The sequence below is a fragment of the Neorhizobium alkalisoli genome (genome assembly GCF_002968635.1).
Taxonomy (GTDB): domain Bacteria; phylum Pseudomonadota; class Alphaproteobacteria; order Rhizobiales; family Rhizobiaceae; genus Neorhizobium; species Neorhizobium alkalisoli.
Genome location: NZ_PVBN01000004.1, coordinates 154,444 through 176,943, shown reverse-complemented (window position 1 = coordinate 176,943; position 22,500 = coordinate 154,444). Strand labels below are relative to the sequence as shown.

27 protein-coding genes are annotated in these 22,500 nt (G+C 61.4%); 6 read left to right on the top strand and 21 right to left on the bottom strand.

The window, feature by feature from the left end:
• Positions 1-177: 177 nt before the first annotated feature.
• From ftsH to tolQ, 8 genes are all read right to left on the bottom strand, one after another.
• The gene (ftsH, locus tag C5L13_RS10915) at positions 178-2,112 is read right to left on the bottom strand and encodes an ATP-dependent zinc metalloprotease FtsH (protein ID WP_105383323.1); all 1,935 of its coding nucleotides are present in this window, start codon (positions 2,110-2,112) and stop codon (positions 178-180) included.
• Positions 2,113-2,216: 104 nt separating this feature from the next.
• On the bottom strand, positions 2,217-3,602 hold the full coding sequence (tilS, locus tag C5L13_RS10910; RefSeq protein ID WP_158693434.1) for a tRNA lysidine(34) synthetase TilS: 1,386 nt from the start codon (positions 3,600-3,602) through the stop codon (positions 2,217-2,219).
• An 11-nt stretch (positions 3,603-3,613) separates the two neighbouring features.
• Positions 3,614-4,657 (bottom strand): tol-pal system protein YbgF, encoded by a 1,044-nt coding sequence (gene ybgF, locus C5L13_RS10905; RefSeq protein WP_105383321.1) that lies wholly within the window; start codon positions 4,655-4,657, stop codon positions 3,614-3,616.
• 176 nt (positions 4,658-4,833) lie between these two features.
• Complete coding sequence (pal, locus tag C5L13_RS10900) at positions 4,834-5,367, bottom strand: peptidoglycan-associated lipoprotein Pal (protein ID WP_105383320.1); 534 nt, start codon at positions 5,365-5,367, stop codon at positions 4,834-4,836.
• Positions 5,368-5,542: 175 nt separating this feature from the next.
• On the bottom strand, positions 5,543-6,850 hold the full coding sequence (tolB, locus tag C5L13_RS10895) for a Tol-Pal system beta propeller repeat protein TolB (RefSeq protein WP_105383319.1): 1,308 nt from the start codon (positions 6,848-6,850) through the stop codon (positions 5,543-5,545).
• 14 nt (positions 6,851-6,864) lie between these two features.
• Positions 6,865-8,034, bottom strand: coding sequence for an energy transducer TonB (locus C5L13_RS10890; RefSeq protein ID WP_105383318.1), 1,170 nt, complete (start codon positions 8,032-8,034; stop codon positions 6,865-6,867).
• Positions 8,035-8,044: 10 nt separating this feature from the next.
• Entirely contained in the window at positions 8,045-8,500 is a 456-nt protein-coding gene (gene tolR / locus C5L13_RS10885; protein ID WP_105374783.1) for a protein TolR, read from the bottom strand.
• A gap of 27 nt (positions 8,501-8,527) precedes the next feature.
• The gene (gene tolQ / locus C5L13_RS10880) at positions 8,528-9,247 is read right to left on the bottom strand and encodes a protein TolQ (RefSeq protein WP_105383317.1); all 720 of its coding nucleotides are present in this window, start codon (positions 9,245-9,247) and stop codon (positions 8,528-8,530) included.
• A 359-nt stretch (positions 9,248-9,606) separates the two neighbouring features.
• Here tolQ and C5L13_RS10875 point away from each other — a divergent pair, with 359 nt between their 5' ends.
• The gene (locus C5L13_RS10875) at positions 9,607-10,281 is read left to right on the top strand and encodes a lysozyme inhibitor LprI family protein (protein ID WP_158693433.1); all 675 of its coding nucleotides are present in this window, start codon (positions 9,607-9,609) and stop codon (positions 10,279-10,281) included.
• 26 nt (positions 10,282-10,307) lie between these two features.
• On the opposite strand, the gene ybgC is transcribed toward C5L13_RS10875, so the two are convergent.
• Positions 10,308-10,763: a tol-pal system-associated acyl-CoA thioesterase gene (ybgC, locus tag C5L13_RS10870; RefSeq protein WP_105383315.1), complete on the bottom strand. Its 456-nt coding sequence runs from the start codon at positions 10,761-10,763 to the stop codon at positions 10,308-10,310.
• A gap of 135 nt (positions 10,764-10,898) precedes the next feature.
• Here ybgC and C5L13_RS10865 point away from each other — a divergent pair, with 135 nt between their 5' ends.
• The 3 genes from C5L13_RS10865 to C5L13_RS10855 are packed head-to-tail and all read left to right on the top strand — an operon-like array spanning position 10,899 to position 13,853.
• Positions 10,899-12,119, top strand: coding sequence for an NAD-dependent epimerase/dehydratase family protein (locus C5L13_RS10865; protein ID WP_105383314.1), 1,221 nt, complete (start codon positions 10,899-10,901; stop codon positions 12,117-12,119).
• A 37-nt stretch (positions 12,120-12,156) separates the two neighbouring features.
• On the top strand, positions 12,157-12,969 hold the full coding sequence (locus tag C5L13_RS10860; protein ID WP_105383313.1) for a glycosyltransferase: 813 nt from the start codon (positions 12,157-12,159) through the stop codon (positions 12,967-12,969).
• Positions 12,966-13,853, top strand: a complete 888-nt coding sequence (locus C5L13_RS10855; protein WP_105383312.1) for an NAD-dependent epimerase/dehydratase family protein — start codon at positions 12,966-12,968, stop codon at positions 13,851-13,853. Before C5L13_RS10860 ends, C5L13_RS10855 begins: the two co-directional genes overlap by 4 nt.
• Here the strand turns inward: C5L13_RS10855 and C5L13_RS10850 are convergent.
• The 11 genes from C5L13_RS10850 to ruvC all read right to left on the bottom strand — a co-directional run bounded on the left by C5L13_RS10850 (position 13,816) and on the right by ruvC (position 19,465).
• Positions 13,816-14,202: a hypothetical protein gene (locus C5L13_RS10850; RefSeq protein WP_105383311.1), complete on the bottom strand. Its 387-nt coding sequence runs from the start codon at positions 14,200-14,202 to the stop codon at positions 13,816-13,818. The genes C5L13_RS10855 and C5L13_RS10850 overlap by 38 nt on opposite strands.
• A complete protein-coding gene (locus C5L13_RS28730; RefSeq protein WP_158693432.1) occupies positions 14,195-14,341 on the bottom strand; it encodes a hypothetical protein in 147 nt (48 codons plus the stop codon). Before C5L13_RS28730 ends, C5L13_RS10850 begins: the two co-directional genes overlap by 8 nt.
• 56 nt (positions 14,342-14,397) lie before the next feature.
• Entirely contained in the window at positions 14,398-14,913 is a 516-nt protein-coding gene (locus C5L13_RS10845) for an NUDIX hydrolase (protein ID WP_105383310.1), read from the bottom strand.
• A gap of 5 nt (positions 14,914-14,918) precedes the next feature.
• Positions 14,919-15,815 (bottom strand): metallophosphoesterase, encoded by an 897-nt coding sequence (locus tag C5L13_RS10840; RefSeq protein WP_105383309.1) that lies wholly within the window; start codon positions 15,813-15,815, stop codon positions 14,919-14,921.
• The gene (gene ruvB, locus C5L13_RS10835; protein WP_105383308.1) at positions 15,816-16,856 is read right to left on the bottom strand and encodes a Holliday junction branch migration DNA helicase RuvB; all 1,041 of its coding nucleotides are present in this window, start codon (positions 16,854-16,856) and stop codon (positions 15,816-15,818) included.
• Positions 16,853-17,257: a PIN domain-containing protein gene (locus tag C5L13_RS10830; RefSeq protein ID WP_105383307.1), complete on the bottom strand. Its 405-nt coding sequence runs from the start codon at positions 17,255-17,257 to the stop codon at positions 16,853-16,855. Before C5L13_RS10830 ends, ruvB begins: the two co-directional genes overlap by 4 nt.
• The gene (locus C5L13_RS10825; RefSeq protein ID WP_105383306.1) at positions 17,254-17,538 is read right to left on the bottom strand and encodes an AbrB/MazE/SpoVT family DNA-binding domain-containing protein; all 285 of its coding nucleotides are present in this window, start codon (positions 17,536-17,538) and stop codon (positions 17,254-17,256) included. Before C5L13_RS10825 ends, C5L13_RS10830 begins: the two co-directional genes overlap by 4 nt.
• Before the next feature lie 73 nt (positions 17,539-17,611).
• A complete protein-coding gene (ruvA, locus tag C5L13_RS10820) occupies positions 17,612-18,229 on the bottom strand; it encodes a Holliday junction branch migration protein RuvA (protein ID WP_105383305.1) in 618 nt (205 codons plus the stop codon).
• 12 nt (positions 18,230-18,241) lie between these two features.
• Complete coding sequence (locus C5L13_RS10815; protein WP_105383304.1) at positions 18,242-18,661, bottom strand: type II toxin-antitoxin system VapC family toxin; 420 nt, start codon at positions 18,659-18,661, stop codon at positions 18,242-18,244.
• Positions 18,639-18,899 (bottom strand): AbrB/MazE/SpoVT family DNA-binding domain-containing protein, encoded by a 261-nt coding sequence (locus C5L13_RS10810; RefSeq protein ID WP_105383303.1) that lies wholly within the window; start codon positions 18,897-18,899, stop codon positions 18,639-18,641. The genes C5L13_RS10815 and C5L13_RS10810 overlap by 23 nt, the downstream gene beginning before the upstream one ends.
• A gap of 56 nt (positions 18,900-18,955) precedes the next feature.
• Positions 18,956-19,465, bottom strand: coding sequence for a crossover junction endodeoxyribonuclease RuvC (gene ruvC, locus C5L13_RS10805; RefSeq protein WP_105383302.1), 510 nt, complete (start codon positions 19,463-19,465; stop codon positions 18,956-18,958).
• Positions 19,466-19,660: 195 nt separating this feature from the next.
• Here ruvC and C5L13_RS10800 point away from each other — a divergent pair, with 195 nt between their 5' ends.
• Together C5L13_RS10800 and C5L13_RS10795 are read left to right on the top strand one after the other, a co-directional pair.
• On the top strand, positions 19,661-20,521 hold the full coding sequence (locus C5L13_RS10800) for a methyl-accepting chemotaxis protein (RefSeq protein ID WP_105383301.1): 861 nt from the start codon (positions 19,661-19,663) through the stop codon (positions 20,519-20,521).
• Positions 20,522-20,650: 129 nt separating this feature from the next.
• Positions 20,651-21,652, top strand: a complete 1,002-nt coding sequence (locus C5L13_RS10795; RefSeq protein WP_105383300.1) for an LLM class flavin-dependent oxidoreductase — start codon at positions 20,651-20,653, stop codon at positions 21,650-21,652.
• 55 nt (positions 21,653-21,707) lie between these two features.
• Here C5L13_RS10795 and C5L13_RS10790 read toward each other — a convergent pair whose 3' ends face one another.
• A complete protein-coding gene (locus C5L13_RS10790; protein ID WP_105383299.1) occupies positions 21,708-22,454 on the bottom strand; it encodes a YebC/PmpR family DNA-binding transcriptional regulator in 747 nt (248 codons plus the stop codon).
• Positions 22,455-22,500 lie beyond the last annotated feature (46 nt).

Genomic DNA, 22,500 nt, shown 5'->3' with positions numbered 1-22,500 from the left:
AGGGCCAGCCCGGCCTTCATCAATTGGCTCATGCCACAGTTCCCGGGCGCAAGCACATAAATTAGCGTCAAAATCGCATATATCCCGTTACTAAGGGGTTATTCGCCGCATCGCCGGCAAAACAAAAGCCGCTGCGGAGCTACCCACAGCGGCTTCTTCTGTCCGAAGACTTTGCATTCAATGGGGCTGAGGTTCAAGCCCGCTTTCCGGCTCTCCACCCTTCGGCTCATCCTTCTTGGAGCCGGTGGCGGGTACCGCCGAGCCACGAGCCGGCGGCGCATCGTCACCAAGATCACGCGAAGGTTTGTGCCCCTTGAGCAGCGCCTTGATCTCCTCGCCGGACATCGTCTCGTATTCGAGGAGACCTTCCGCGAGCGTCACGAACTCGTCGTGCTTTTCCGTCAGGATTCGGCGTGCCTCCGTATAGGCCTCGTCGATCAGGCGGCGAACTTCCGTATCGATCTTCTGCGCGGTCGATTCCGATACGTTTCTCGTCTGCGAGACGGAATGGCCGAGGAAGACCTCCTGCTGGTTTTCGCCATAGGCGACCTGACCGAGCACATCGGAGAAGCCCCACTGCGTGACCATCGCGCGAGCAAGCTTAGTCGCCTGTTCGATGTCTGAGGACGCGCCGGAGGTGATGTTCTCCTTGCCGAAGGTCAGCTCCTCGGCAACGCGTCCGCCCATCATGATGACCAGACGCGACACCATCCACTTGTAGCTCATCGAGTAGCGGTCGCCCTCCGGAAGCTGCATAACCATGCCGAGCGCACGGCCGCGCGGAATGATCGTCGCCTTGTGGAGCGGATCCGCGACCGGCACGTTGAGTGCGGTGATCGCGTGGCCAGCCTCGTGATAAGCGGTGAGCTTCTTCTCCGCCTCGGTCATGGCCGAGGATCGGCGCTCTGCGCCCATCATGATCTTGTCCTTGGCGTCTTCGAACTCGCTCATGGTGACGAGGCGCTTGTTGCGGCGCGCCGCCATCAGGGCTGCTTCGTTGACGAGGTTCATGAGGTCGGCACCGGAGAAACCGGGCGTACCGCGGGCAAGAACCTTGAGGTCTACATTCGGAGCAAGCGGTACGTTGCGGGCATGCACCTTCAAAATGCGCTCGCGGCCGATGATGTCCGGGTTCGGCACGACGACCTGACGGTCGAAGCGGCCGGGACGCAGGAGTGCCGGGTCAAGCACGTCCGGGCGGTTGGTCGCAGCGATCAGGATGATGCCTTCGTTGGCTTCGAAGCCGTCCATCTCGACGAGCAACTGGTTGAGCGTCTGCTCGCGCTCGTCATTGCCGCCGCCCAGGCCGGCGCCGCGATGACGACCGACCGCATCGATTTCGTCGATGAAGATAATGCAGGGCGCGTTCTTCTTGGCCTGTTCGAACATGTCACGGACGCGGCTTGCACCGACGCCGACGAACATTTCGACGAAATCCGAACCGGAAATGGTGAAGAAGGGCACGTTTGCTTCGCCTGCAATGGCGCGGGCGAGCAGTGTCTTACCGGTACCGGGCGGACCGACCAGCAGCACACCGCGGGGAATACGGCCGCCAAGCCGCTGGAATTTCTGCGGATCGCGCAGGAATTCGACGATTTCCTCGAGATCCTGCTTGGCTTCGTCCACGCCGGCGACGTCTTCAAAGGTCACGCGCCCATGCGCCTCTGTCAGGAGCTTGGCCTTGGACTTGCCAAAGCCCATCGCTCCGCGCGAGCCGCCCTGCATCTGCCGCATGAAGAACAGCCAGACGCCCAGAATCAGAAGCATCGGCAAAAGCGTGCCGATATAGCTCAAGAAACCGGAAGACCCGTCCGTTTCCGGGCGGGCCACGATGGTGACGTTCTTGGCCTGCAGCTTCTCCATCAACGAATCATCGATGACTGGCGAATAGGTCTGAAACCCCGAGCCGCTTTCCGTGTAGGTGCCCATCACCCGGTTTCCCGTAACGACGACATCCCGCACTCGCCCCGAATCCACATCCCGCAGAAACTGCGAATAGGGAACCTCACGCGAGTTGGTTTGTGTCGGTGCCGTCTGGAACATGCTGAACAATGCGACCAGCAGGAGGGCTATGATGACCCAGAGGGCGATATTGCGAATGTTTGGGTTCATTGAACTCCCCGGACTGTGACGGCCCACTTCTAAGGCGGCCGCCTTGCTTGCCGCATAACATAGGGTTGCGGGAAGTCCTTGCCAAGGCGAACTGGAGCCGCCACCTAGCTTTTCCGCGCAGAATCCTTAACTGGCAGCAGGGGAAAAACGTCGCATCCGAGCAAAACCGCAATTTCACTCGCGAGATTAAGATCAAACTGCGGCAAAAAACGGTCAAAGGGTGCAAGCACCGGCTCGACATCTATGCCACCTGCAGATGTCTTTTCGGACAAACTGGCTGCGATCCCCCCGTTTCTTTCGACGAGGGGGAAAGGCACGCCCGCTTCGATATGCGGCATCACCGAGACGGCCCGCATGGCGATGGCAGGCGGCACGTCGGGAAACAAGGCACATGCCTCCTCCCGGTCCGGTGCGGTCGGGCCGACAATGATCTCGCCAGGGCTTCGGTTGCCGATTCGGTAGCGCCCGTCCCACGTATCACTCTCACCCGGCGCAATATGCAGCGGCAGCATGCCGCGGTTTTCGCGAACGAGATAAAGTCCGTCCCGGCGAAGATCGAAGATGACCCTGCCGGCCGTCGCCCGCCCCGGCTGCCCGCTCTCGACAAAGGCAATGACCCGCTCCAGGCTGTCGGCGCCGAGTGCGTGTGTTCTGCCCCCCAACACCGCGGCGAGCACGGAGAGCGCGTGTCGGCGCGAAGCCGCCCCGGCCTTCAAGCCTTCCGTCGCGAGCCGGGCAAGCACCCCATGCCGGATCGTCACATGGTCGCGCAGGAAGATGGCGGCGGCATCCGACAAGCTGGTTCGCCGCTCCACCGCCCGCAACCATTGGCCCGGATCGAGAGATCCCTGCCCCGTCAGCTTTCCGCGTACCCTCACCCGCTCGTAATGGGAATCGAGATTGCTGGGATCTTCGATCCACCCCTGACCCTGCGACGCAAGCCATGCGCGAATGTCGGCCCGGCGGGTCCTGAGGAAGGGACGAATGAGCCAGCGCCGTCGATCGAGAAGCACCGCTTCCGCCATGCCGGCAAGGCCCGGCCTGTGCTCGGCCTCGCTGCGGGAAGCCCGCATCGCCACCGTCTCGGCCTGGTCGTCGAGCGTGTGACCGGTGAGGATGGCAGTGGCGTTCACCTCATCCGCGACCTCCGTCAAGAGGCGGTAACGCGCCTCACGCGCGGCGGCCGAAATTCCGGTAGCGGGTTTGGCGCCCTCCCAGCGCCGACTGAGATGCGGGATTCCGAGATCCGCACAAAGGGCCGCCACCGCCTTTGCCTCATCGGCAGATTCGGGCCGGAGGGCGTGGTCGACGGTCGCGGCAAAAAGGGAAATGCCGGCATCTTCCCGGGCTGCTTTCGAAAGGCTGACGAGGAGGCCGGTCGAATCGCTGCCGCCGGAAACGGCGACGAGAAGCCGAGCCGGTCGGACAAGGTCGCGATAAAGGCGTTGGACCGCGTCGTCCGGCGACAGGATGAGGGCTGCGGCAGCCACGGAGGGCGCCGTCAGCTGCAGCGCAGCCGCTTCTGTTCGCTGCCGACCTTGGCGAGCACCGCCTTGGATGCGCTCGGATAGCGCTTCGGCACTTCGCGCAGCGTTGCACAGGCGGTTTCGGTGTTGTCGAGGGCGGCGAGCGACATGCCGAGCTTCAGCAGCATTTCAGGCGCCTTCGCCGACTTCCCGTAGCTCTGGTGGGCATTCAGGAACGTCTTTGCCGCTTCGTTGTATTTTTCCTGCGAATACTGGGCCTCGCCGAGCCAGAAATTCGCATCGGCGATGCGCCCACCCTTGGGATAAGCCTGGATATAGGCCGAAAATTCCTTTTCCGCGAGCGTGTAGTCGCCGGACAGCACGTGATTGTAGGCGATCTGATAGGCATCGTTCTCGTTGCCGAGCGATGCGGTCTGCTGCGGGTCGGCCCTGCCTGGGGTGGCGGTTTTGCCGGGCGGCGCGGGGCCGGGATCGACGCCCGGAAGCCCTGCCGCATTGCTGCGGTCGTTGCGGGTCGCAGCGCGTGGATTGCCGTTCTGGTCAAAGTCGATGGAGCCGAGCGTCGTGGGCGGCGGCGCCGTCCGACCGTCGCCCCCCTGCTGCTGGCCGATATCGCCGTCGGAAGGCGATCCGATGATGCGGGCCACGTCATCCGAGGATTGAGCGGGAGGAGCGGGAGCGGCTTGTGTCGGCGGAGCACGATTGGACGCCACGGCCGGTCCCCCGGCCGTGGTATCAGCTTCGCTTCTCTTCTTCTTTTCCAGGTCCTGGAAACGGAACTCGTTGTCTTCCTGCGTCTTGCGCAGTTGCTCCTGCATCTGCAGCAGCTGAAAACTCATTTCCTCGATCCGGCCGTTCAGTTGCCGGACTTCTTCCTGGAGTTGCTGAATACGGACCGCTTCATTGGCCTGTGCAAGAACAACCGGCGGATTATCCGCTCGCGGCTGTTCTGCAGCAGACTGACTGCTGCCCTGGAAGAGTTTCGGCAGCGAGAAGGCGCCAGCCGAACCGCTTGTTGCCATAAGCCCCAGCATCGCTGCCAAGACAAGTTTCTTCATGAGTGTTCGTCCTGCTCTTTAGTGTGCGCCGATTTGGCGCGAGGGGGAGATTTTTCCAACTGCCGCCAAAAAGCAACCAAGCCCGCAGTCAAAAATCCCGGAAATCAGGGCCAAACTATGGAAAAAACAAAAAGGCGGCCCGAAGACCGCCTTTTATTCTTGAGCTGTGGCTCAGATCACATACCGGCGCCGCCGAGAACCGTCACTGCACGACGGTTTTGCGACCAGCAGGAGATGTCGTCGCAGACGGCGACCGGGCGTTCCTTGCCGAAGGAGATCGTCTTCATGCGATTCGCCGGTACGCCGCGGGAGGCGAGATATTCCTTGGTGGCGGCAGCACGACGTGCGCCGAGGGCAAGGTTGTATTCGCGGGTGCCGCGTTCGTCGGCATGGCCTTCGACGGTGATCGCGTAGTTCGGATAACGCTGCAGCCACTGGGCCTGACGGTCGAGGGTCTGCTGGGCGTCGGCACGGATCGAGGTCGAGTCGGTGTCGAAGAAGATGCGGTCGCCGACATTGACGGTGAAATCCTGGCTCGAACCGGGCGTTGCCGCGCCAGCTCCGCCAAGGCCGAGCTCGCCGGCGCTGTTCGGCAGGTTCTTCTTGTTGGCGCAGCCGGCAAGAGCAAGCGCGAGCGTCAGAGCGATGACGGCGGGGTTGCGAGCGAGGGTCTGCATGCGGCTCATCGCCGAAATTTCAATGCGGCTCATGGCCGGTCTCTCCTTGATCACTAATTATCAGAGTTGCCAGACTCTAACCGGGCTCGGTTAACCATGATGAAACACTTATGGTTAACGAAATATTCCGGTGTCCCTTAATTGGCCCTTTCTCAACAGAATAGGGCGGGAAAGAGGCGGAAAGCCGCCTCTTTCCTGTTAACTGCCGCTATTCGAGAAGCGGTGACCAAGCAGGGTCGGATGCGTAGGACGGGGTCTTGACCTGCTGTTCGTTGTAACCGGTCAGGTCGATCGAATAGAGCTGCGGGCCGCCGGCACCGGCATTCTGGCGGAAGAACATCAGCACACGTCCGTTCGGCGCCCAGGTCGGCCCTTCGTTATGGAAGCCGCTCGTCAGGATGCGTTCGCCCGACCCGTCAGGCTTCATGACGCCGATCGAGAACTTGCCGCCCGACTGCTTCGTGAAGGCGATCAGATCTCCGCGCGGCGACCAGACCGGCGTCGAATAGGAACCGTCGCCGAAGGAAACGCGCGTCTGGCCGGAGCCGTCGGAATTCATGACATAGATCTGCGGCCTTCCGCCGCGGTCACTCTCGAAGGCGATCCGCGCACCATCGGGCGCATAGGACGGCGACGTGTCGATCGCCTGGGTAGAGGTCAGCCGCGTCGTGGTACGAGACCGCAGGTCCATCGTGTAGATGTTGGAATTGCCTTCCTGCTGAAGGCTCATGATCACCTTCTGGCCATCAGGAGAGAAGCGCGGAGAGAAGGTCATGCCGGGGAAATTGCCCACGACCTCGCGCTGCCCCGTCTCCAGCTGCAGCAGATAGACGCGCGGCTGGTTACCTTCGAAGGACATGTAGGTGATTTCCTGACGGCTCGGCGAGAAGCGCGGCGTCAGCACGATGTCCTTCGAATTGGTGAGCATGCGGACGTTGAAGCCGTCCTGGTCCATGATCGCAAGCTGGCGCTGGCGGGCGTTCTTCGGTCCGCTTTCAGAGACGAAGACGACGCGGGTGTCGAAATAACCGTTCTCGCCGGTGATCTGCTTGTAGATCGCATCGGCGATGATGTGTGCGACGCGGCGCCAGTTCTCCGGCTGGGTGAAGAATTGCTGGCCGGTCATCTGCTGGCCGGCAAACGTGTCCCAGAGGCGGAACTCGGCGCGCAGACGTCCGTCCCCTTCGCGGGTGATACGGCCGGTCACCAGCGCCTGGGCGTTGATGACTTTCCAGTCTTCGAAACGCGGCGAGCGGTTCGGATCGGAAATCTTCTCGATGAAAGCGCTCTTGTTGATCGGCGCAAAAAGGCCGGAACGCTGAAGGTCGGCTGCAATGACCTGGGAAATCTGCGGCCCCAGTTCGTTGTTCGACAGGAAGTCCGTCACCGCAATCGGCAGCGGCTCGACATTGCCCTTGTTGATGTTGATCTCCACACGAGCCTGTGCGGGCGCGGCGAACATCATGGCCATGCCGGCAAGCGCAAGCACGAGGCGGATGAAAGAACGTTTCATCATGATACTAAAGCCTTTCAAAGCAATTCGCTCGGATCGAAGTTGACGACAACTTCGCTCCAGGCGTCGTATTTGTCGGCGGGCAGGTTCTTGAACGGAGCGGACCTGCGAACTGCCCGGAGAGCGCTCGCCTGAAGCGTGCGGCGTGCGTTGTCCGAGCCGCCAGAGGCTTCCACCTCCGGTTCCCCGACGATTTCGCCCGTCTGATCGAGCTTCATGGTGACGCGGATGAGAACGCCGTCGGCACCCTCGATACCGGCGATGACCGACCAGTTCTTCTGGATCTGGCCGCGCAGCGCGTCCATTTCACTCTGGCTGAGTTTGGCGCCGGTCGACGGCTTGGTGCTTCCTGTCGATGCCGGCGAGGATGAGCGCTTGGCGCCGCCGCCGGATGCTTCCTGCTTGTTGAGCAGCGAAGCGATCTCGTCGGCGTTGAAGTCGCTCGCTTTCGAAGACGAAGACTTGGCGGTCTCCTGCTTCTTGCCTTCCTTCTTGTCCGTCGGCTTCTCGGCAGCCTTGGCGGTTTCCGTCGGCTTTGCCGTTTCCGGCTTCTTCTCGACGGGCTTTTCAACCGGCTTCTCGACGGGCTTGGCCTCTTCTTTCGGCGGCTCCGGCTTCGGCTTGGCGGCCGGCAGCGGCACGGCATCCGGAAGCGGGATGTCCTCCGATTTCGCTTCGGCGGGTGCCGGCGTCGGTTCGGGTTTCGGCGGAGGCGTCGGCTCGGGCTTTGGCGGTGTCGGCGCGATCTCCGGCTTCGGCTGCGGCAGCGCGGCCATCTCGGTCGGCTTCGGCGCGGTCTCTTCCGGAACGATGTCCTTGACGTCGTTCTGCTCGGGCGTCGGTGTCGGCATCGGCCGTTCGACCGGCTTCGGCGCTGCGGCGGCCTCGGTCGGCGTCGGCTTCTTGGCCGGCGTCGGAGGCGTCTTCAGGTCAAGGTCGTTCTCGCCGGCATTCTCGGCGTTTTCCACGACCTTCTGATTCTTGGTTTCCTTGGGAGAAGGCTTTTCAGACATGGGCGCCTTCTTGTCGCCCTGCTGCATCTGGGTGATGGATTCGACCGGGATGATGTCGACCGGCAAAGCTTCGACGTCGGCCACCTCGAAGGAGGCGGGCGCGCTCAGCGACACCAGTGCAGCACCGAGCACCAGCGTATGCAGGATCAGCGATGTGCCGAGACTACCCTTCATGGCGCCGCGATCACTTCTCCTGTTCCTGCAGGGTCACAAGACCGAGGTTCTTGTAGCCTGCTGCAGAAATGCGGGCCATCACCTTCATGACGACGCCGTAAGCGGCGGTGGTATCGCCGCGCACATAGATGCGCTCGTTATATCCGGTGGTGGCGATTGCCTGCAGCTTCGGCACGATCTCGTCGATGGCGATCGGCGTTTCCTGCAGGTAGATTTCGCCTTGCGGATTGACCGATACGGTGATCGGCTGGGTATCCGCATTCATGGCCTTTGCCTGCGTTTCAGGCAGGTCGATCGGCACGCCGACCGTCATCATCGGCGCCGCCACCATGAAGATGATGAGCAGCACGAGCATGACGTCGACAAGCGGCGTTACGTTGATTTCGCTGATGGCGCCGCCGCGACGGCCGCCGCGCCTGCGACGCCCGCCACCCGATGCCTTTGCTCCTCCGGCCGACATACCCATGAGAGATTACTCCTTGGCTTCAACCGTTTACTGCGCCGCCTGACGCGGCTGCAGCTTCTCGTCGATCTGGCGCGACAGGATGGCCGAGAACTCGTCGGCGAAACCTTCCATGCGAGCAGAGAGCTTGCCGGCATCGGCGGTGAACTTGTTGTAGGCGATGACCGCCGGGATAGCGGCGACGAGGCCGATCGCGGTAGCAAGCAGTGCCTCGGCGATACCGGGCGCCACGACCGCAAGATTGGTGGACTTCGAACCGGCGATCGCCTGGAACGACGTCATGATGCCGACGACCGTACCGAAGAGGCCGATGAACGGACCGGCCGAACCGATCGTCGCCAGCGAGCCGAGACGGGCTTCATAGGTTTCAGCTTCCCGCGCCATGGTCACGTCCATAGCCCGGTCGATACGCATCTGCAGACCGATCGGCGAGCGCGCGCCGCGCTCGAAGCTCTTCTTCCATTCCCGCATGGCGGCGACGAAGATGGCGGCAAGCCCGTTGTTCTGACGCTCCGAAAGTGTACGATAAAGTTCTTCGAGCGACTGGCCGGACCAGAAGACCTGTTCGAACTGATCGAACTGGCGCTTGGCCTTGCCAAAGCTCACGTATTTGTCGATGACGATCGCCCAGGTCCAGACCGACGCACCGATCAGACCGATCATGACCAGCTTGACGACCAGACCGGCCTGCATGAACAGCGACCAGAGGCTGACGTCGCTCGCCGCTGCCGCCAAAACTTCGTGTTCCATCTACCTACTATCCCCGAATCCAAACGCCCGGCTTGTAAGGACCGGGCGGGTTCAAAAGCGCGCTCTCGCGAGAATGTCGTTGATCGCCGGGTGCGCCTGCCTTAACCCCAAGATACCCTGAGTTTCCAGCTTGGCTTCTCGCTTTCAATTTTGGTCAAAGGAAGGCGTGCGTTGCACAAATTCCTCACAAGCCAGTAAGACATCATTATCGTTAAGAATGCGTTACAGTCGCGACCGCGGTCTCCTTGGGAATTCACTTGCAGCGCACCTGAAATCTGATGGAAAACAAATCGGATTTTTGTACTTGTGGTGCCGCGAAACTTTGAAACCGGAGCGGCAGGCACAGCATGTGGCGCGCATTGACGATAATCTTGTTCGTACTGATGGCGACATCGGTCCACCCCGCTTCTTTCGCATGCAACAAGGGCGGCCTTGCGCCCGACGAGCGGACCGTCTGCAAGGATCCGCTCCTCTCATCGCTCGATACGCGGCTCGCCGAGATCCACGCCAAGGCGAAAGAACGTGACCCGGACCTGACGCTTGAGACGTCACGCGACTTTCTCGCCGACAGAAAAACCTGCGGCGCGAATCGCGCCTGCGTCCTCGCAACCTATGTCGCCGTCATCGAGACGCTCGGTGACCTGGAGGATCTTCCGCAAGACATCACCGCCAACACGATTGCGGGCGGACGAGCGAAGGCCTCTCCCACATTGCCGGCAAAGATCGGCCAGTGCGTCGAAACCAAGGTCACCTCCGTCCATCCCCGTATCGGCGACAACGACCCGCCGCTGCCCGAGGACTACGATAGCGGGACCGGTATCGAATTCGCCAATGACGGTTATCAGGTTTCCTATGGTCGCGAGGAGGCGCTGATTGCCTCGAAGCCCGGCGACGGGGTGACGATGTGCCTGATCTCCCTACCGCATCGCTGCCCGCCGGGTGACGATCGCGGCCGGGGATATTTCACCACCAACACCCGCACCGGCCAGAGTTGGGCGATGGGCGATTCGCAGCATATGTGCGGCGGGCGATAGGCGCCATTTCGGGACCAGCCCGATCTTTATTGGCCGACCGGATGCCCCAGAAACTTCTCCGCGATCGCTTCCGGCAGCCGGCGCGGACGTCCGTGCTTGTTGATGACGGCGATCACGACCTTGGCGGCGATCAGCAGCGTCTCGCCGCGTCTGATCTCCTGGTTGAGCACCATCTTGGCGCCGCCCGCCTTTTCCGTCACCGTCTGGATGGTCAGGATATCATCCATGCGGGCCGGTTGCTTGAAGTCGATCTCCATCCGGTGGACGACAAAGACGAGGCCCTCTTCATCGGCAGAGAGAAGCGCGCTCTGCTCGCAGCCGAGGCAGCGCAGATAGTCGGTGCGGCCGCGCTCCAGGAAGTGCAGGTAGCGGGCATGATAGACGAGACCGGAAAAGTCGGTGTCCTCGTAATAGACGCGCTGGAGAAGCCGATGGCCACCTTCGATCAATTCGCCCGATAACAAAAAATTGTGTTCCTGCATAAGCTTGCCTTGGAAAATTCCTGTTCCACCACTGGATGAGCGTGGGACACCGTTCCAGTTTCTAGGGACCGAACTAAGTCCTGTCACACTTCCTCCCTATCAGGAAATGTTCCAAAAACCAGCGGAGACTCCATCATGAAGATAGCAGTCCTGGGCGGCGACGGTTTCGTCGGCTGGCCGACATCGCTCCACCTGTCCGATGCCGGTCACGAGATCCATATCCTCGACAACCTCTCCCGCCGCTGGATCGATACCGAACTCGGCGTCCAGTCGCTGACCCCGATGGATTCCATCCAGGAGCGCACCCGCATCTGGCATGCCGAAACCGGCCGGCGCATCCACTTCCATCTGATCGATCTCGCCAGGGACTACGAACTTCTGAAGGGATGGCTGGGAAAACATCGGCCGGACGCCATCGTCCATTTCGCCGAGCAGCGCGCCGCGCCCTATTCGATGAAGAGCGACCGCCACAAGAACTACACCGTCAACAACAACGTCAACGCCACCCATAATCTTCTGAATGCGCTGGTCGAACTCGACCTCGATGCGCATCTGGTGCATCTCGGCACCATGGGCGTCTACGGCTATTCGACGGTCGGCGCCGCGATCCCGGAAGGATATCTCCCGGTCGGCATCGAGACGGCGGACGGGCGGGCGGTCTCACAGGAAATCCTCTACCCCGCCAATCCCGGCTCGATCTACCACATGACCAAGTGCCTGGATCAACTCCTCTTCCAGTTCTACGCGAAGAACGACGGCCTCAGGATCACCGACCTGCATCAGGGTATCGTCTGGGGCACCCATACCGAGCAGACCCGCCGCCACACCCAATTGATCAATAGATTCGATTATGACGGGGATTACGGGACTGTCTTGAATCGTTTTCTCATCCAGGCGGCGATCGGTTATCCCCTCACCGTCCACGGTACCGGCGGCCAGACGCGCGCCTTCATCCACATTCAGGATTCGGTCCGCTGCATCGAAATTGCACTGAAGAACCCGCCTGTCCGCGGTAGCCGCGTCGAGATATTCAACCAGATGACGGAGACCCATAGGGTCCGTGATCTGGCGGAAATGATCGCGAAAATGACCGGTTCGAAGATCGCCTGGCTGCCGAACCCGCGCAAGGAAGCGCCGGAAAACGACCTGATCGTCAAGAACGAGAAATTCCTGGGCCTCGGGCTCGAGCCGACGACGCTCGGCGAAGGGCTGTTGGGCGAGATCGTCGATGTTGCGAAGAAATACGCCTATCGTGTTGACAGGACTCGCGTTCCGGCCGTTTCCGCCTGGACCAAGGATATCGCGATCAAGGTCGAGCACGACCCGGAAGGCAAGCGGCTGAAATCGGTCTCGTGATGTTGAAAATGCCGAGGGTGTGAAGAGCGCGAAACCTATGAATAACGCTTTCGTCACGCTTGTAACCAATGCCGATTACGCCATGGGCGCCGTGGCGCTCGCCCGCTCGATCCGGCGGACGGGCACGGTGGCGGACATCGCCGTGCTGCACACCGACGGTGTTTCGCAGGACGCGCTTGCGCCGCTCGAAACTCTCGGCTGCCGTCTTATCCAAACCGATCACCTGCCGCTCTCGGACGCCTTTAACGAGCAGCACGGCAGAAACAGGCTGCACGGAACAGCCCCTTTCACCAAGGGCCGCAAGCCGGACTTCCACACGCCGCTCGACAATTTCTGCAAGCTCCGGCTCTGGCAGCTCGTCGAATATGACAAGGTGGTCTTCATCGATGCGGACGCATTGGTGCTGAAACCCATCGACAAACTGTTCGCCTATCCGGAATTTTCCGCTGCTCCGAATGTCTACGAGAGCCTCGCCGACTTCCACCGACTGAACTCCGGCGTCTTCGTCGCAAAGCCTTCGACGGAGACATTTGTCAAAATGCTGGCCGCGCTCGACCAGCCGGACGCCTTCTGGCGCCGCACCGACCAGACGTTCTTGGAGGCATTTTTCCCCGACTGGCACGGCCTGCCGGTCTTCATGAACACGCTGCAATATGTGTGGTTCAACATGCCGGCGCTGTGGGATTGGGAGAGTATCGCCGTGCTCCACTATCAATATGAAAAGCCTTGGGAGAAGGATCACCCGAAAGCCGACCGGTTGCGACCACTGATCGACCTCTGGCACGCCTTTTATGAAGACCGCGACCTGCCGGATCTCGGCTTGTGGCCGAAGCCCGGAGAACGGGCATGAAAGTCCTGGTCTCGGGTGGGACGGGCCTGGTAGGCCGCTATATCGTCGAGGGACTGCTTTGCGCCGGATACAAGGTGATTGTCGGCGGCCGTATGCCACCCGCGCCGGGCGTTTTCTCAAGGCCGGTCGGCTTCGTGCCGCTTTCTTTGGAGCCTGACGCCGACCAGATCGAAGCCTTCGATGACGCCTATTTCTTCGTCCACGCGGCGTTTGATCATATTCCGGGGAAGTATCGCGGCGGAGAAGGTGACGACCCCGCCCGCTTCCGCCGGCTGAACCTCGACGGCAGCGTCAAGCTTTTCGAAACGGCGCGGCGAGCCGGAACGCGGCGGGCGGTCTTTCTCTCCAGCCGTGCCGTTTATGACGGCCTGCCATCCGGCACGGAGATCACTGAAAGCCTCGTGCTGCGGCCCGACAGTCTCTATGGTGAAATGAAGCTCGACGGCGAACGGGCGCTCGCAGCGTTATCGCAACCGGGCTTGACCACCGCCAGCCTCCGGCTGACGGGCGTATACGGCAATCTGCAGCCGAACAAATGGGACGCGCTGATGGCGGATTATCTCGCCGGCCGCCCCGTCGCGGCTCGTGCTGGGACGGAGGTTCACGGCGGCGATGTGGCCACCGCGGTTCGCCTGATGCTGGAAACCGAGGCAGGCATCATCGACGGCCAGGTCTTCAACGTTTCCGACGTGCTGACCGATACGCGCGAAATCCTCGGCTGCCTGTCCCACTGTCCGCATCCGCTACCAGCGCCGGCCGACCGTAGCGCGGTGAACGCCATGTCGACCACGAAGATACAGGCACTGGGCTGGAAGCCGGGCGGCATCGAGCTCCTGCGGCAAACCGTCAGGGATTTTGCACATTCTCCTGGTGCGATCGGGTGAAACGCCGCATCTTTGCGTTCTCCTTGGCGTTTTCGATCGCCTTCTTGTGCTCTTCGGCCCATCTCTGGCCCGCATCGCCGCCCCAGAGCAACCAGGCGATATAACCGGTCGACGGGCTCTCGTCGTTTCCGAAATTCTCCGCCCGCTTGTCCACCTTGTGACGATGGAAATAGCTCACCATCTTTTTCACCGTCTTGTCGGAAAGCGCTCTGCGGTTCTTCAGGTCCCGGGCTCGGGCGATGCCGACTGTCGTTCCGCCGCGGCGGAACTTTGCCCGCAACTCCAGCCCCTTTTGTGCGGCCGCAGCCACTTCGGCAGGCGGCGTATGGTCGATATGCTGCTCAGCCATGGCTCTTCTTTAGCTCCGGCTGGTTTCTCACAAAGTGACCGCCGGCCTCCCCCTCAATGAAGAAGACAGGTTCTCTCTTATCGACCCTGGCGCGGCCGTCATTCCATTCGAGTCCGTTTCCGGTCCGGATGTTCTCCATGGCGTTCTCCCTTCTTGCGCAGGAGAACGGAGTGTCGTGCAAAGATGTTCCAAGGGTCAGGACCGGATATTGTCGAGATCGCCGTCGCGCCAGACAAGATGGCGCGGGCTTTCCGGCAGTGTCTCGATCTCTTCGGCAATGAAATAGGGCGGTATGTCGAGCGCCCTGAGTGCTGCCGTGGTCGCCGGCACCCATTTGAATTCCAGCTCATGTCCGTCAGCGACCCGATGAACGATGTCGGTCGGGTGGAACGGAAACTGCGCCGGCAGATCCATCAGGTAATAGAGCCCGAATTCATGCCAGTCGCGATCTTCGTAGTGGAAGAAGTTCTCGACCGACCAGAGCAGGCGGCCGACCCTCACCTCGACGCCGAGTTCCTCGATCATCTCGCGCTTCAGGGTCTCCTGCGAGGTCTCGCCGATCTCCGCCCGGCCGCCGGGAAATGTCCAGAAGGCTTCGTGCACCGCCCGATGCACCAGCACATGCCCGTCGCGAAAGCCGAGCCCGGCGATGCGCATCTGGAAAGCCTGGCTGGCATCGGTCTTGATGCGGATGAGGGTTCGCTCCGCCATGCGGGTTACCCCAGCTCGATGGCGACGATTTCCGGCGGGGCGCCGAAACGGATCGGCAGTCCGGAACAGCCAAGCCCGCCGGAGATAATGATGTTGCGGCGGCCTTCCTGCACATGGCCGTAAACATAACGATCGCCAAACCGCGACGGCACGACCGGCGCGTAGCCGAACAACCGCACCTGACCCCCATGGGTGTGACCGCAAAGGGTGAGCGTAACGCGATCGGGCACTTTCGGGAAAATATCCGGCTCGTGCGCCATGAGGATGACCGGCGCATCGTCGCTCACCTGCGCGAGCGTGGCGGCAAGATCATGCTTGCCATGTCCCCAGCGGCCGATCTTCCGGTTCGGCAGAATGCCGATCTGATCCTCGAGGCCCGCCAGCCAGAAAGCTTTGCCGTCTTTTTCGAGCCGCACCGAGCGATTGCTGTAGACGGGAATACCTGCTTCTTCCAACGCCCGCCGAGCGAAGGGAATGCCGTCGCCATTCGCCTGGACTTCCGGATCCTCCCACCAGTCGTGGTTGCCAAGCACGGCATGGACCCCGAGCGGCGCCTGCAAGGTCGATAGCGCCTTGGCCCACAGCTCGGGTTTCACCTGATCCAGCACGAGGCGCATGCCAGAGACATAATCACCAAGCAACAGGATCACGTCCGGCTGAAGCGCATTCGCCTGCCGGCAGATCGAGGCGATCCGGTCGGCAGTCATCCACGGCTGGCACGCGTGGAAATCCGCCAGGGCAACGACCCGCAGTTTCAGGCCGGGCGTCCATCCGGGCGGCGTGAGCGCATAGCGGGCAATCCTCAGGCGGAACAACGGTTCCGCCACCGCATAGCCGGCAAGCGCCACCGTAGCTGCGAGGCTGGTGCCAAGCGTCTTGAAGAGCCCGCGGCGGGTGATCACTCAATCATCCTCGAGATTCATCCTGAACTGCGCCGCTTCGAGATCCTTCGGCGGCTGGAGCCCCAGATGTTTCCACGCGGTTGCGGTCAAAACGCGGCCGCGGGGCGTGCGCTGGATAAAACCCTGCTGGATCATATAGGGCTCGATGATGTCCTCGATCGCGTCGCGGGGCTCGAAAAGTCCCGCAGCGATCGTCTCGATGCCGACCGGGCCGCCGCCGAAATTCACCGCGATCATGTTCAGGTAGCGCTTGTCGAGCTGGTCCAGCCCCATATTGTCGACCAGAAGACGCGTCAGCGCCTCGTCGGCGATCTCCCTGGTCACGGCCTCGGCCTTCGCCACTTCCGCGAAATCGCGCACGCGGCGAAGCAGCCGGCCGGCGATGCGTGGCGTACCGCGGGCACGTCGGGCGATCTCCCGGGCGCCGTCATCGGTCATCGGCAGGCTCATCAGCCGGGCGCCGCGCCTGACGATCAGTTCCAGTTCCTCGACCGTATAGAAGGCGAGCCGCACCGGAATGCCGAAGCGGTCGCGGAGCGGCGTCGTCAGGAGGCCGAGACGGGTGGTGGCGGCAACCAGCGTGAATTTCGACAGGTCGATCTTTACCGAGCGTGCGGCCGGTCCTTCGCCGATGATCAGGTCGAGCTGGAAGTCTTCCATGGCCGGATAGAGGATTTCCTCGACCGCCGGGTTCAGTCGATGGATTTCGTCGATGAAGAGCACGTCGCGGTCTTCGAGATTGGTCAGCAGAGCCGCAAGGTCACCTGCCTTGGCGATGACCGGTCCCGATGTGGAGCGGAAGTTCACACCGAGCTCTTTCGCCATGATCTGGGCGAGCGTCGTCTTGCCGAGACCGGGAGGTCCGACAAAGAGAACGTGATCGAGCGCCTCACCGCGGTTCTTGGCCGCCTCGATGAACACCTTCAGGTTGGCGCGCGCCTCCGCCTGGCCGGTGAACTCGTCCAGCGACTGCGGACGCAGCGTCGTATCCAGGTCTTCGCCCCGCTTCTCCGGCGTTATCAGGCGGGCAGGTTCACTCATGCGAGAAGTTCCATTCCGGGGATCTTACGGGTTGCTTTCACGTCAAAAGTCTTTGTGGACTGGCAGCCCTCTTCCAGAGAACGACTGGCAATCATGGCATCCGCAAGGTCCGCATTGCTCTTTTCGACAAGCCTCAGTGCCTTCACGACAAGCGTATGGTTCTCGACGACCAGGCCCCGCGTATGAAGCAGCCTGTCTATGGCAAGCGCGACGTGTTTCCTGTTGAACCCGTATTGCGAGCGAAGCGCCCAATCAAGCTCCAGTAATCCGAAGAGAGTGATGAAGGCGAAATAATCGCGCCCAAGCCCTTCCCCGAACTTGAGAGCTGCCGCTCGCTGCCTCGGATCGTCATCCACGAAAAGCCGAAGGACGACGTTGGTATCAAGTCCGAAAACCGTCATTCTGCGGCTTCCTCTTTGCCGTCATCTTCGGTATCGACCGCATTTGCGCCACCGGCCCTCAAAACCGTCTCATCGATTTCGTCCAACGTGGCGCTTCCTTTGGGAGGCTTGCCCAACAAACCGGCGAGATCATTGAAGTTGACGTTTTTGGGCGTCAACACCACGTCGCCGTCCACCACCGAGTAGATCAGCTGATCGCCGGGTTGAAGGTTCAAAGCCTCGCGCATCTCTTTCGGGATCGTCACCTGCCCTTTTGGCGAAAGCGTCACTTCCCACCGCATTTCTGAAATTCTCCAACAAAATTAGATTTGGCAGAAAATATAGCAGATTTCCGAAATCTCCACAAACCGCCGATCATCGCGCCAGTTCCTTCAGTCCCAGCCGGATGAGCTTGGCGCTGTCGGCCCCTTCGCCGCCGTTCTTGAGAGCCGCGGCGACCGCATTCGCGGCCTGATCCCGCGAATAACCGAGATTGGTGAGCGCCGAAACCGCGTCGGCAACCGGGGCGGAAGCCACGCCCTCGCCGATCTCCTGCTTGAGCCCGATAGTGGCGGAAGCCTCCCCGGCAAAGGCGGGAGCCTTGTTCTTCAACTCCGTAACGATGCGCATCGCCACCTTGGGGCCTACACCCGGCGCGCGCGAAACGGAGGTCTTGTCCTGCAGCGCGATCGCGTTGGCGAGCTCGGAAGGCGTCAAGACCGACAGAACGGCAAGCGCCACCTTGGCGCCGACACCCTGCACGCTCTGCAGGAGGTTGAACCACTCCCGCTCCAGCGCCGTCAGAAAGCCGAACAGCTTGAACTGGTCCTCGCGAACATAGGTCTCTATGAACAGCACGATTGCCTCGCCCACCGATCCCATCTTCGACAACACGCGCGAGGAACAGAAGACTTCATAACAGACACCATGCACATCGACGAGCACGTAGTCGTCGCCGATTTCGTCGATGGTGCCTTTGAGCTTGCCGATCATGAAAGAAGTCCGTCAGGGATGGGTTTCGGGAGAGATGATGTCGAGCCCGGGGAAATAGGCGCGGTAGCGGGCGGGGTCGCGTGTCAGCAAGCGGTGCGATCGAACGGCCGCATGGGCGCCGATCAGAAAGTCGGGAAGCGTACGCTCCCGCAGCCCACCCGCCTTGCGATAGGCGAAATGAGCCTTCCCCGCCTGATAGGCGGCTTCATAGGAAAGCGGCTCCCGCTTCAGATCGAGCCAGCCGAAGGCCAGATTGATTTCCAGCTCGGTCAGCGGCGAGGCTGAAAGCTCGGACCATATGATCGGGCAGAGGATGAGATCCCCTTCATCAAGGCAGCGCTTAAGGGCGGAGAGCGACCATATCCTTAAAGGTGTAGCCGGGCCGAGCACGTCGATCAGTATGTTCGTGTCAACGACGGTCGAGGTCATCACGCGGTCCCCGAAGCCATTCCATATATTCGTCGGTGGTCATTCCGCCGGTATCAAGCTTGCCTTCGACGCTTTTTGCCCATTCCTCAAAGCTTTCGAACTCGTCGCGGCCGGCCCCCGTCTTCACCAACATCACACCCTCGTCGGACATGACGAAATCCACCTCCGAACCCGGGCCGATATTCAGCCGGTCTCGGACATTCTTGGGGATTGTGACCTGGCCTTTTTCGGTAACGCGCATGGTAATACCTCTCAGGTATTACTTATGGGGCAGACGGGAACAAGTCAAGAACAAACTTAACCGGCAAGAGCGGCGCGCATGCGGTGACCGCCGCGGTTATGGGCATGGCAGATGGCGATCGCCAGCGCGTCGGCGGCGTCGTTGCCCTTGAATTCGGCCTTGGGCATCAGGATCTTCAGCATCATGTGGATCTGCTGCTTTTCGCCATGTCCAACACCGATGACGGATTTCTTGACCGCGTTCGGCGCATATTCGGCGACCGGCAAACCGGCCCGTGCCGGCACCAGCATGACGACACCCCTCGCCTGCCCGAGTTTCAGCGTCGCCACCGCATCCTTGTTGACGAAGGTCTGCTCGACGGCGGCCTCATCCGGCTTGTAGGCATGCACCACTTCAGCCAGACCATCATGGAGTTGGCAGAGGCGGGAGGCAAGGTCCATATCCCCGTCCGAAGTGACGGTGCCGGAAGCGACGAAACGCAGGCTGTTTCCCAGAGTCTCGATAATGCCCCAGCCGGTGCGGCGAAGGCCCGGATCGATGCCGATGATGCGAATCGCTTGTGTCATTCAACCACACTACCGCCTTGCCGCAGAAGGCGCCATGTGGGCCAACGGGTCCGACGGTGCTCGCGCTCGATACCCCCATCGTCGTTAACCATATCGAAAAGCTTTTGGGCAGAACCGCCCCAAATTGGGCAACCGACTTTCTTTCACCGCGTTGCTTAGTCAGAAAGGGGGGCCGAAGCATAAGGAGCCGCCCGAATGATACGGGATCGAGATCGGAATGAATTGGAATTGCAGCAGATGCGCGTCGTCGTCAACGCGTTGGACAGCGGCCTGAGACGGTTTGCCGCCGGGGACCTGAGCACAACGCTGGACACCCTTTTCCCCGCTCAATGGGAAGGAATGCGCCGGGATTTCAATCGCGGCCTGAATGCCCTCAACGGCACCATGGATTCGGTCGTCGGCAATGCCCGCCTTCTGCGTGAGGAGTCCGATACGCTGCGAAGGGCGGCCAAGCAGGCCGCCGAAACCGATACGGAACACGCCCACCAGCTGTCCAAGACGGTCGCAGCCGTCGGCACCCTGACCCAGCGTCTTCGTGAACAGAAGACTCGCGCCCAACACGCAGCGGCAATCGCCCAGAATGCCCAGCTCGACATTGGCAGACCCAGGGAAGCAGTCGAAACCGCACTGAAGCTCATCGCTGAAATGGGCGAAGACCAAGCCGGCCAGATAGCCACCGAGCGCCATGAAGCGCTGTCTTCGGCGACGCAGCAGGTCGGCCGGGAACTGGACGCTCTTTGTCTTTATCTGGACGCCCTGACCGACCATCTCGGCACGCTGTCGGAGACGGCGCAAGGGCAGGTTGAAACCGGATCCTCGATCTACGACGACCTGAACGAGATCGCAAAGTCTCGGCGCAGCGTGAGCCTGAAGGCGGACATGACAACCCTGACGCTTGACCGCGTCGACCGGCAGATTGCCGAGATCGATCAGAAGGCGAGCCGCTTTGCCCGGGTCACGGTCATCGTCGAGCCGCCGCACGATCCCGATCCGCATGGTTCAGGCCCGCACGGCCCTGGTCCGCGAGGCCTTCATCTGAGGCTCGTCAAGTCGTGATTCCCGGGGGCCGCCGACGCGGCCCTTTTTCTTGCTTTCGTTTTCGATTGCCGGGGGTCGTATTCCTGCACCGGGCTGCCTAGATAAGTCGAATATCTTGTCGCTTATCCCGCCTCCCAGGACGTGCAGATGATTCCCTTTTCCATTCTCGATCTTTCACCGATTGGTGACGGTTATTCCGTGCGCGACGCGCTCGATCAGTCTCGCCGCCTGGCGATCAAAGCGGAGGAGCAAGGCTACAAGCGGGTCTGGCTTGCCGAGCATCACGGCATGCCGGGCATTGCAAGCGCCGCCACCTCTCTGGTGATTTCGCATGTCGGCGCGGCAACCAAAACGATCCGTGTCGGCTCGGGGGGCATCATGCTGCCCAACCACTCGCCGCTCGTCATCGCCGAACAGTTCGGAACGCTGGAGGCCCTGCTCCCCGGTCGCGTCGATCTCGGCCTCGGCCGGGCGCCGGGTACCGACATGCGCACTGCAAGCGCCCTTCGCCGCAATCTCGACGCCGGCGCCGAGAACTTTCCGCACGACATCCTCGAACTGCAGCGGCTGTTTGGCGCGCCCGAGAAGGACCAGGCATTGCTGGCCGTCCCCGGCATGGATGCGCATGTCCCGATCTGGCTGCTGGGTTCAAGCCTCTACAGCGCCCATCTCGCCGCCGCCCTCGGCCTGCCCTATGCCTTTGCCTCCCATTTCGCGCCGGACATGCTGCTGGATGCGATTGCCATCTATCGCGAGCGGTTCCAGCCCTCGATCGAGCACGAAAAACCCTATGTGATGGTCGGCGTCATGGGGGTGGCGGCGGAAACGGACGACGAGGCTGAGCGGCTCTTCACATCCTCGCAGCAGCAGTTCGTAAACCTGCGCAAGAACGTCCGCACCCGCTTTCCAAAGCCGGTCGACAGCATGGAGGGCTTCTGGACCCCCATGGAGAAGATGAGTGTCGAGCACACACTGCGCTATGCCGCCGTCGGTTCGGTGCCGACCATCGAAGCAAAACTCAAGGACTTCCTCAAAGAAACCCAGGCGGACGAGCTGATCATCTCCATGCCGATCCACGACGTCGACGCGCGGCTCCGCTCGGTTGAGCTGTTCGCGAGCCTGCCGATGATGGAGAAGGTGAAAGCCTGAAAAACAGAACGGGCCGGTCGAGCCGGCCCGCTTCCAAATATCGTCAGGAGGAATCTCAAGCCGAGAGCTTGGCCATGACCTCGTCGGAAACCTCGAAATTCGAATAGACGTTCTGCACGTCGTCGTCGTCGTCCAGGTTGTCGATCAGCTTCAGGAGCGATTCCGCCTTTTCCTGGTCGACTTCGATCGTGTTCTGCGGCTTCCAGATCGCCTTGACGGTCTCGGCCTCGCCGAGCGTGGCTTCCAGCGCCTTCGACACTTCGCCGAGGCTTTCGAAGGCGCAGATGATCGTGTGGCCGTCCTCGTCGGAGGTCACGTCGTCGGCGCCGGCTTCGATCGCCGCTTCCATCACCTTGTCAGCGTCGCCGACACTCGCCTTGTAGGTGATCTCGCCCACATGGTCGAAGGAGAAGGAAACCGAGCCGGTTTCGCCGAGCGCGCCGCCGGCCTTGGTGAAGATCGAGCGGACGTTGGAGGCCGTGCGGTTGCGGTTGTCGGTCAGCGCCTCGACTATGACCGCCGTACCGCCGGGACCGTAACCCTCGTAGCGGACGGAATCGTAGTTTTCCGCATCCGCACCGGACGCCTTCTTGATGGCGCGGTCGATATTGTCCTTCGGCATCGATTGCGCCTTGGCGTTCTGGATCGCCAGACGCAACGCCGCATTCATCGCCGGGTCGGGCAGACCTGCCTTGGCCGCAACCGTGATTTCGCGGGCAAGCTTGGAGAACATCTTCGAGCGGATCGAGTCCTGCTTGCCCTTGCGGTGCATGATGTTTTTGAACTGTGAATGGCCAGCCATGGCACCCCTGACACTTTTAGCTTGTTTGGAATGGCGCCTTATAATT

Coding starts and splice junctions, on each gene's coding strand:
- C5L13_RS10850 (WP_105383311.1), bottom strand. CDS start 14,202: ATGGCTGAGCAGCATATCGACCATACGCCGCCTGCCGAAGTGGCTGCG.
- C5L13_RS10830 (WP_105383307.1), bottom strand. CDS start 17,257: ATGACGGTTTTCGGACTTGATACCAACGTCGTCCTTCGGCTTTTCGTG.
- C5L13_RS10800 (WP_105383301.1), top strand. CDS start 19,661: ATGATACGGGATCGAGATCGGAATGAATTGGAATTGCAGCAGATGCGC.
- C5L13_RS10795 (WP_105383300.1), top strand. CDS start 20,651: ATGATTCCCTTTTCCATTCTCGATCTTTCACCGATTGGTGACGGTTAT.
- pal (WP_105383320.1), bottom strand. CDS start 5,367: ATGAGCCGCATTGAAATTTCGGCGATGAGCCGCATGCAGACCCTCGCT.
- tolQ (WP_105383317.1), bottom strand. CDS start 9,247: ATGGAACACGAAGTTTTGGCGGCAGCGGCGAGCGACGTCAGCCTCTGG.
- C5L13_RS10890 (WP_105383318.1), bottom strand. CDS start 8,034: ATGAAGGGTAGTCTCGGCACATCGCTGATCCTGCATACGCTGGTGCTC.
- C5L13_RS28730 (WP_158693432.1), bottom strand. CDS start 14,341: ATGGAGAACATCCGGACCGGAAACGGACTCGAATGGAATGACGGCCGC.
- ruvB (WP_105383308.1), bottom strand. CDS start 16,856: ATGAGTGAACCTGCCCGCCTGATAACGCCGGAGAAGCGGGGCGAAGAC.
- C5L13_RS10855 (WP_105383312.1), top strand. CDS start 12,966: ATGAAAGTCCTGGTCTCGGGTGGGACGGGCCTGGTAGGCCGCTATATC.
- ybgC (WP_105383315.1), bottom strand. CDS start 10,763: ATGCAGGAACACAATTTTTTGTTATCGGGCGAATTGATCGAAGGTGGC.
- C5L13_RS10825 (WP_105383306.1), bottom strand. CDS start 17,538: ATGCGGTGGGAAGTGACGCTTTCGCCAAAAGGGCAGGTGACGATCCCG.
- C5L13_RS10860 (WP_105383313.1), top strand. CDS start 12,157: ATGAATAACGCTTTCGTCACGCTTGTAACCAATGCCGATTACGCCATG.
- C5L13_RS10865 (WP_105383314.1), top strand. CDS start 10,899: ATGAAGATAGCAGTCCTGGGCGGCGACGGTTTCGTCGGCTGGCCGACA.
- C5L13_RS10845 (WP_105383310.1), bottom strand. CDS start 14,913: ATGGCGGAGCGAACCCTCATCCGCATCAAGACCGATGCCAGCCAGGCT.
- ruvC (WP_105383302.1), bottom strand. CDS start 19,465: ATGACACAAGCGATTCGCATCATCGGCATCGATCCGGGCCTTCGCCGC.
- tolR (WP_105374783.1), bottom strand. CDS start 8,500: ATGGGTATGTCGGCCGGAGGAGCAAAGGCATCGGGTGGCGGGCGTCGC.
- ruvA (WP_105383305.1), bottom strand. CDS start 18,229: ATGATCGGCAAGCTCAAAGGCACCATCGACGAAATCGGCGACGACTAC.
- ybgF (WP_105383321.1), bottom strand. CDS start 4,657: ATGAAGAAACTTGTCTTGGCAGCGATGCTGGGGCTTATGGCAACAAGC.
- ftsH (WP_105383323.1), bottom strand. CDS start 2,112: ATGAACCCAAACATTCGCAATATCGCCCTCTGGGTCATCATAGCCCTC.
- C5L13_RS10810 (WP_105383303.1), bottom strand. CDS start 18,899: ATGCGCGTTACCGAAAAAGGCCAGGTCACAATCCCCAAGAATGTCCGA.
- tolB (WP_105383319.1), bottom strand. CDS start 6,850: ATGATGAAACGTTCTTTCATCCGCCTCGTGCTTGCGCTTGCCGGCATG.
- C5L13_RS10790 (WP_105383299.1), bottom strand. CDS start 22,454: ATGGCTGGCCATTCACAGTTCAAAAACATCATGCACCGCAAGGGCAAG.